The sequence below is a fragment of the Agromyces humi genome (genome assembly GCF_009720255.1).
GTDB lineage: Bacteria > Actinomycetota > Actinomycetes > Actinomycetales > Microbacteriaceae > Agromyces > Agromyces humi.
In genome coordinates, this window is sequence record NZ_WJSP02000207.1 from 1 (window position 1) to 6,464 (window position 6,464).

At 71.4% G+C, this 6,464-nt stretch carries 6 protein-coding genes; 4 read left to right on the forward strand and 2 right to left on the reverse strand.

Features of this window, described 5'->3' with window-relative positions; genetic code table 11:
* The 3 genes from GH736_RS14845 to GH736_RS14855 form a co-directional block, all read left to right on the forward strand.
* Positions 1-740 (forward strand): aminotransferase class III-fold pyridoxal phosphate-dependent enzyme (locus GH736_RS14845; protein ID WP_159604684.1); only part of this gene is annotated, 740 nt, incomplete at its 5' end.
* Between the two features lie 9 nt (positions 741-749).
* Entirely contained in the window at positions 750-1,805 is a 1,056-nt protein-coding gene (locus GH736_RS14850; RefSeq protein ID WP_159604686.1) for a DUF2207 family protein, read from the forward strand.
* A complete protein-coding gene (locus GH736_RS14855) occupies positions 1,802-2,482 on the forward strand; it encodes an alpha/beta hydrolase family protein (RefSeq protein WP_159604688.1) in 681 nt (226 codons plus the stop codon). The genes GH736_RS14850 and GH736_RS14855 overlap by 4 nt, the downstream gene beginning before the upstream one ends.
* Positions 2,483-2,509: 27 nt before the next feature.
* Here the strand turns inward: GH736_RS14855 and GH736_RS14860 are convergent, their stop codons facing one another.
* Both GH736_RS14860 and GH736_RS14865 read right to left on the reverse strand, forming a co-directional pair.
* Positions 2,510-3,454, reverse strand: coding sequence for an NADP-dependent oxidoreductase (locus GH736_RS14860; RefSeq protein ID WP_159604690.1), 945 nt, complete (start codon positions 3,452-3,454; stop codon positions 2,510-2,512).
* 44 nt (positions 3,455-3,498) lie between these two features.
* Positions 3,499-4,776, reverse strand: a complete 1,278-nt coding sequence (locus tag GH736_RS14865; protein ID WP_159604692.1) for a sensor histidine kinase — start codon at positions 4,774-4,776, stop codon at positions 3,499-3,501.
* A 166-nt stretch (positions 4,777-4,942) separates the two neighbouring features.
* Between GH736_RS14865 and GH736_RS14870 the strand changes: the two genes are divergently transcribed.
* Positions 4,943-6,370 (forward strand): cation:dicarboxylate symporter family transporter, encoded by a 1,428-nt coding sequence (locus GH736_RS14870; protein ID WP_159604694.1) that lies wholly within the window; start codon positions 4,943-4,945, stop codon positions 6,368-6,370.
* The last annotated feature ends 94 nt before the right edge of the window (positions 6,371-6,464 follow it).

Here is a 6,464-nt window from a genome sequence, read left to right on the forward strand (position 1 = left end):
CCGCAACGATCCGCGGGCTCGCGGCATCGGGCCGTCCACCAGCCGCATTCGTGGCCGAGACGTTCTTCGGCAACGCCGGCTGCGTGCCGCTGCCCGACGGCTACCTCGCCGAGGTGTACGCGGCGGTGCGCGAGGTCGGCGGACTCGCCGTCGCCGACGAGGTGCAGGCCGGCTACGGCCGCCTCGGCCGCTGGTTCTGGGGCTTCGAGCAGCAGGGGGTCGTGCCCGACGTCGTCGCCGTCGCGAAGGCCGCGGGCAACGGCTACCCGCTCGGTGCGGTCGTCACGACGCGCGAGATCGCCGGGCGCTTCGGCGGGCAGGGCCCGTTCTTCTCGTCGACCGGGGGCAGCCCGGCGTCGAGCGTCGCGGGCCTGGCCGTGCTCGACGCGTTCCGTGACGAGGGACTGCAGCAGAACGCGGCGGTGGTGGGCGCGCACCTGAAGGGCCGGCTCGAGGAGCTCGCGACGCGGCATCCGCTCGTCGGCATGGTGCACGGCCTGGGCCTCTACCTCGGCGTCGAGTTCGTACGCGACCGTGCCACCCTCGAACCCGCGACCGAGGAGACGGCGGCGATCTGCGACCGGCTGCTCGAGCTCGGCATCGTCATGCAGCCCACCGGCGACCACCGGAACGTGCTCAAGGTGAAGCCGCCGCTCTGCCTCGACCGGGCGTCGGCCGACTTCTTCGTCGACACGCTCGACCGGGTGCTGCGCGAGAGCTGGTCGCGGGCGGATCCCTAGACTGGGCGCGTGCTTCCTGCCGTCATCGTGCTCGCGGTCGTGCCCGCGCTCGTCATCCTCGTGCTGGGGATCGTCGCGCGCGCCGTCGCCGCGCAACGGGTGACGGCGCTGGTGGTGCAGTACGCGCCCGAACGCGACACGACCGTGCTGCGCGACGCGCTGCTCGTCGACGCCGACCGGCGCGCGGCATCCGCGGCCCTCATCGACCTGGCGGTGAAGCGCAAGGTGCGGCTCATCGCCGGATCGAGGCGCGAGCCGATCGGCGTCGAGATGGCGCCGAACGTCGTGCTCACGGCCGACGAGCTCACGCTGCTCGAGGCGCTGTTCGGTCCCGAGCACACGCCCGGCCGCGTGCGACGCTTCTCCTCCGACCGACGTGCGCTCGCGGCCCGGCTGCGCACCGTCGTGCAGCACACCGAGCACGCCCTCGCCCGCGACGGGCTCATCGCGCCGCGCCGCATGACCTGGCCCGGCACGACGCTCACGATCCTCGCCTATCTCGGCATGCTCGTGGAGGCGCTGTTCATCGTCTTCGCCCTCATCGACGGCGACTGGCCGGCACTGATCGCCACCGTGGTGGCGCTCGGCGCCACGATCGCGACGATCCTCGTGACTCCGGCCTCATGGCGGCGCTACCTGCCGGCCGCGCGGCCCAAGCGCGAGCATCTCGAGGGCCTGCGCCGCTATCTCGCCCTCGCCGAGGCCGAACGCCTGCGTGTGCTGCAGTCGCCGAGCGGGGCCGAGCTGCGGCCGACGGATGCCGCGCCCGAGGAGCCCCACGACCCCCTCTCCCGCTTCCACCTGCACGAACGGCTGCTCCCCTACGCCGTGCTCTTCGGCCTCGAACGCGAGTGGATCGCGAAGCTCAAGCTCGAGCACGCCGCGCTCGATCGCACGAACCTCGACCCCCTCGCCGACGCGGTCGACGTGACCGTCGAGGTCGCCACCGCGCTCGACGCGGCGGGCTCCGTGCTCGAGCTCACGGCGGCGGTCGGCGACCTCGTCGACTCGGGCGGCGCCGTGGTCGACGGCATCGGCGGGATCTTCGAGGTCTTCAGCTCGTGAGCGACGAGACGGCGATCAGCGTCGACGTCGACGGCACGCCGATCTCCGCGGTGGCCTCGCGCCCGGCGGATGCCGCGGGGACGATCGTCGTGGCCCATGGCGCGGGTGCCGGCATGGACCATCCGTTCATGTCGGGCTTCACCAGGGCGATGCACGACGAGGGCTTCGCCACGCTGCGCTTCAACTTCCCGTATCGCGAGGCGAAGCGTCGCTTTCCCGACCGGCCGCCCGTGGCGATCGCGACCTGGCGTGCGGTCATGGATGCGGCGTCGGCCCGGGCCGCGAACGCGGGATCGCCCGATGAACCGATCTGGGCGTCGGGGAAGTCGTTCGGCGGGCGCATGGCGTCGATGGCCGTGGCCGACGGGATGCCGGCTGCGGGGCTGGTGTACCTGGGCTATCCGCTGCATCCGCCCGGCCGTCCCGAGAAGGCGCGCGACGAGCACCTGCCGGGCATCTCCGTGCCGATGCTGTTCCTGCAGGGCCGCAACGACCCGTTCGCGGTCCCCAACGCCCAGCTCGACGAGGTCGTCGCCCGCATCGGCCCATCGGCGACGCTCGAGTGGATCGACGACGCGAACCACTCGTTCGAGGTCAAGGGCGCGAGGCGGCCCGCCGCCGAGATCGCGGCCGGGCTCGCGCCGCGCGTCGCCGCGTTCCTTCGCGCGCAGGCCTGACCCGCTCGTCAAGGCCTGACGCGCTCGTCAAGGGATGAGCACGATCTTGCCGCGCACGTGCCCGGTCTCGCTCTGCCGATGCGCCTCGGCGGCTTCGGTGAGTGGATAGCGATGTGCGATCTCGAGCTCGAGCTCGCCCCGCGCAGCCAGCTCGGCGGCGAGCGGCACCGCGTCGACACGGAGGGCGTTCTCCTCGGGTGTCAGCGGCACGGGGTTGCCGCCGGACCACGCCCGGATGCCGAGCTCGGCCGCACGCCAGCCCAGCACGATCGTGCCGATGCGGCGATGGTCGGCGACGAGCTCCTTCGACACCTCGATCGCCTCATCGGTGCCTGCGGCGTCCAAGGCCACGTCGACACCTTGGGGCGCCGCGGCCCGCACCCGGTCGGTGAGCCCGGGACCGTAGGCGACGGGGATCGCACCGAGATCGCGAAGGTGGTCGTGGTTCGCCTCGCTCGCGGTGGCGATCACGGTCGCGCCGAGCCGCCGGGCCAGCTGGATCGCGGCCTGGCCGACCGCCCCCGAGCCGCCGTGCAGGAGCAGGGTGTCGCCGTCGCCCACCTCGAGCGAGGCGAGCACCTGATGGGCGGTCGACACGGGCACGGGGATGGCGGCCGCGGCCTCCCAGCCGAGCTCGGCCGGCTTCGCGGTGAGCTTCGATGTGTCGACGATCAGCTCGGTCGCGTACGCGTTCGAGATACGCGCCACGATGACCTCGTCGCCGACGGCCCAGTCATCGACGCCCTCACCGACACCGACGATGACCCCCGCGGCGTCGGATCCCAGCCGGCGCGGAGTCGTGATGGGCTTCGACGGTCGAGCGCCGGAACGCAGCTTCCAGTCGATCGGGTTCACGCCGACGGCGCGCACCTCGACGAGGACCTCGCCCGGCCCCGGCAGCTCGTACGGGATCTCACGGTATTCGAGCACCTCGGGGCCGCCCAGACGGTCGTATTCGATGGCGTGGGGCATGCGGGACCTCTCGTTCGTGCGGAGTTGGAGATGCTCCGCCCACCCTAACCGCCGACCAGCGCCCGAACGCGGCGCCCGCGGACCTCGAAGCACGCACGCAGGCGCCGGTCATACGCTGTGCGCATGCCCCAGATGAGCGGTCGTCCACGCGGATGGGTGCTGCCCGGGCTGGCGGGCCTCGCGTCCGTGCTCTTCGGCGTCGGGATCGGCGAGCTCGCGAGCGCCACGGCATCCGCCGGCCGGTCGAGCTCGATGAGCGCGATGATGGTGTGCAGCCGGTTCGCGAACTCGTGCGCCTGCGACCGGAGCGCGTCGGAGAGCGTGGTCATCGTCTCGAGCTCGCCCGTCAGCTCCTGCAGCTCGGTGTGGTCGCGCAGGGTCGTGACCGTGCCGATGCGGCCGGCGCCCCGCTCGCGCGACACGATGACGTCGCGGTCGATCACGAGCACGTGCGTCGGCGTGATCGCGATCTCGTCCACCGCGGCGTCGCTGCGGCCGAGCACCTCGGCGACGGCGGGCGGCAGGTCGAGGCGCGCGAGCGGCACGGCGGTGGTGTCCTTCGCCGGACGCCGTGGCAGGCCCAGCAGCTCGGCGGCGCGGTCGTTGTAGAGCACGACGGCGTTCGCGCGGTCCTGCAGCACGAGCCCCTCGCCGATCGAGTGCAGCACGCCCTCGTAGTACGAGAACATGCGGCTCATCTCCTCGGCGCCGCGGCCCCAGGTGACGCGTCGTAGGTAGCGGCTGAGCAGCCACGCGATCACGGCGCCGATCGCGATCATCGCCAGCGCGGCGAGCAGCACCGTCGCGATGCGGCCGCCGAGCGCGACCTGCGTGTTCGACACGGTGACGCCGGCCGCCACGAGGGCGATCACGTCGCCGTCGTCGCCGAACACCGGCACCACAGCACGCACCGAGGGGCCGAGGGTGCCCGTGTAGGTCTCGGTGAACGCGTCGCCCACGAGCGCGCGGTCGATGTTGCCGAGGAACTCCTGGCCGATCTGCGACGGGTCGGGGTGCGTGTAGCGGATGCGGTCGGGCGCCATGATCGTGATGAAGTCGATCCCGGCCTGGTCCATCACGTCGACCGCGTAGGGCTGGAGCCTCGCCGTGGGGTCAGGGGTGCCGAGCGAGGTCACGACGAAGGGATCAGCCGCGAGCGTCTCGGCGACGGCGAGGCTCTTGGCCGCGGCATCCCGTTCGACGTCGGCGCGGGCATCGGCCCAGATCCAACCGACGGCCAGCGCGGCGAGCACCCCGATCATCACGAGCTGCAGCACGAACAGCCTCGTGGCGATGCTCCAGCCGCCGATCCACGCCCTCATGCCCACCTCGCAACGCTGCTCGGGTTCAGCCTAGGCGGGCGTCTCGTCGCGTGCCGCGAACAGTATGAACACAACCGGATGCCGCGGCATCCGTCGTCGCATCCTTGCTGGACACCACCGATTCGCCGCCGAGAGCGACGACCGAAGAAGGAAGGCAGGGACGGCAATGGCGCTCCAGTCTCGCACCCCCGGCGTGAAGCCCAGGCGGAGGATCGATTCCTCGCATTACCTCTACATGGCCGTGATCTCCGCGGTCCTCGCGGGCATCGCGGTCGGCCTGCTCGCCCCCGCGTTCGCGGTCGGGCTGAAGCCCATCGGCGACGCGTTCGTGCTGCTCATCAAGATGATGATCGCCCCCATCATCTTCTGCACGATCGTGCTCGGCGTCGGATCGATCGCGAAGGCGGCCACCGTCGGCAAGGTGGGCGGGCTCGCCCTCCTGTACTTCATGGTCATGTCGACGTTCGCGCTCGGCATCGGGCTCGTCGTCGGCAACCTCATCCACCCCGGCGAGGGCCTGAACATCGCGGGCAGCACCTTCGACGCCGGGACGACCGAGGCGAAGACGACGAGCGAGTTCATCCTCGGCATCATCCCGACGTCGCTGCTCTCGTCGCTCGTCGACGGCAACATCCTGCAGGTCCTGTTCGTCGCCCTGCTCGTCGGCTTCGCCCTGCAGAAGATGGGCCCCAAGGGCACGCCGATCCTCGGTGCGATCCGGCAGATCCAGGCGCTCGTCTTCCGCATCCTCGCGATGATCATGTGGGTCGCCCCGATCGGGGCGTTCGGCGCCATCGCGGCCGTCGTCGGCAACACGGGGGTCGCGGCCATCATCGGCCTCGGCACGCTCATGGTGGCCTTCTACCTCACCTGCGCGCTGTTCATCGTGGTCGTGCTCGGGTCGCTGCTCTGGGCGGTCAGCCGCGTGAGCATCTTCCGGATGATGAAGTACCTCGGCCGCGAGTACCTGCTCATCGTCTCGACGTCGTCGAGCGAGGTCGTGCTGCCGCGTCTCATCGCGAAGATGGAGCACGCCGGCGTCTCGAAGCCGGTCGCGGGCATCACCATCCCCACGGGCTACTCGTTCAACCTCGACGGCACGGCGATCTACCTCACGATGGCGTCACTGTTCATCGCGAGCGCCATGGGCACGCCGCTCGCGCTCGGCGAGCAGATCTCGCTGCTGTTGTTCATGATGGTCGCGTCGAAGGGTGCGGCGGGAGTGACCGGTGCGGGCATGGCGACGCTCGCCGGCGGCCTGCAGGCGCACCGCCCCGACCTGGTCGACGGCGTCGGTGTCATCGTGGGCATCGATCGCTTCATGTCCGAGGCGCGGGCGCTGACCAACTTCACGGGCAACGCCGTCGCGACCCTGCTGATCGGCACGTGGACGAAGCAGCTCGACCGCGACCAGCTGCGCGGCGTGCTCGCCGGCGACCGCCCGTTCGACGAGGCCACCATGAGCGTCGACGACCACCTCTCGCCCGACGAGCGTGCCGAGGTCGAGCGGGAAGAGCGTCCGTCGACGGCCGCGATCGCCGCGATCGTGGGCGATCTCGACGAGGAGAAGGCGGGCCAGGGCCGTGGCCGCTGAGTCGACCGCCTCGACCACGGCGTCGAGGTCGACGATGCGTGCGACGCCGTCGATCCCGGTGGCCGTCTCCAGCGCTGACGCGTCGAAGGTGGTC

Excerpts from the sequence above, each read along its gene's own strand:
- GH736_RS14865 (WP_159604692.1), bottom strand. The coding sequence starts at position 4,776 with ATGAGGGCGTGGATCGGCGGCTGGAGCATCGCCACGAGGCTGTTCGTG.
- GH736_RS14860 (WP_159604690.1), bottom strand. The coding sequence starts at position 3,454 with ATGCCCCACGCCATCGAATACGACCGTCTGGGCGGCCCCGAGGTGCTC.
- GH736_RS14870 (WP_159604694.1), top strand. The coding sequence starts at position 4,943 with ATGGCGCTCCAGTCTCGCACCCCCGGCGTGAAGCCCAGGCGGAGGATC.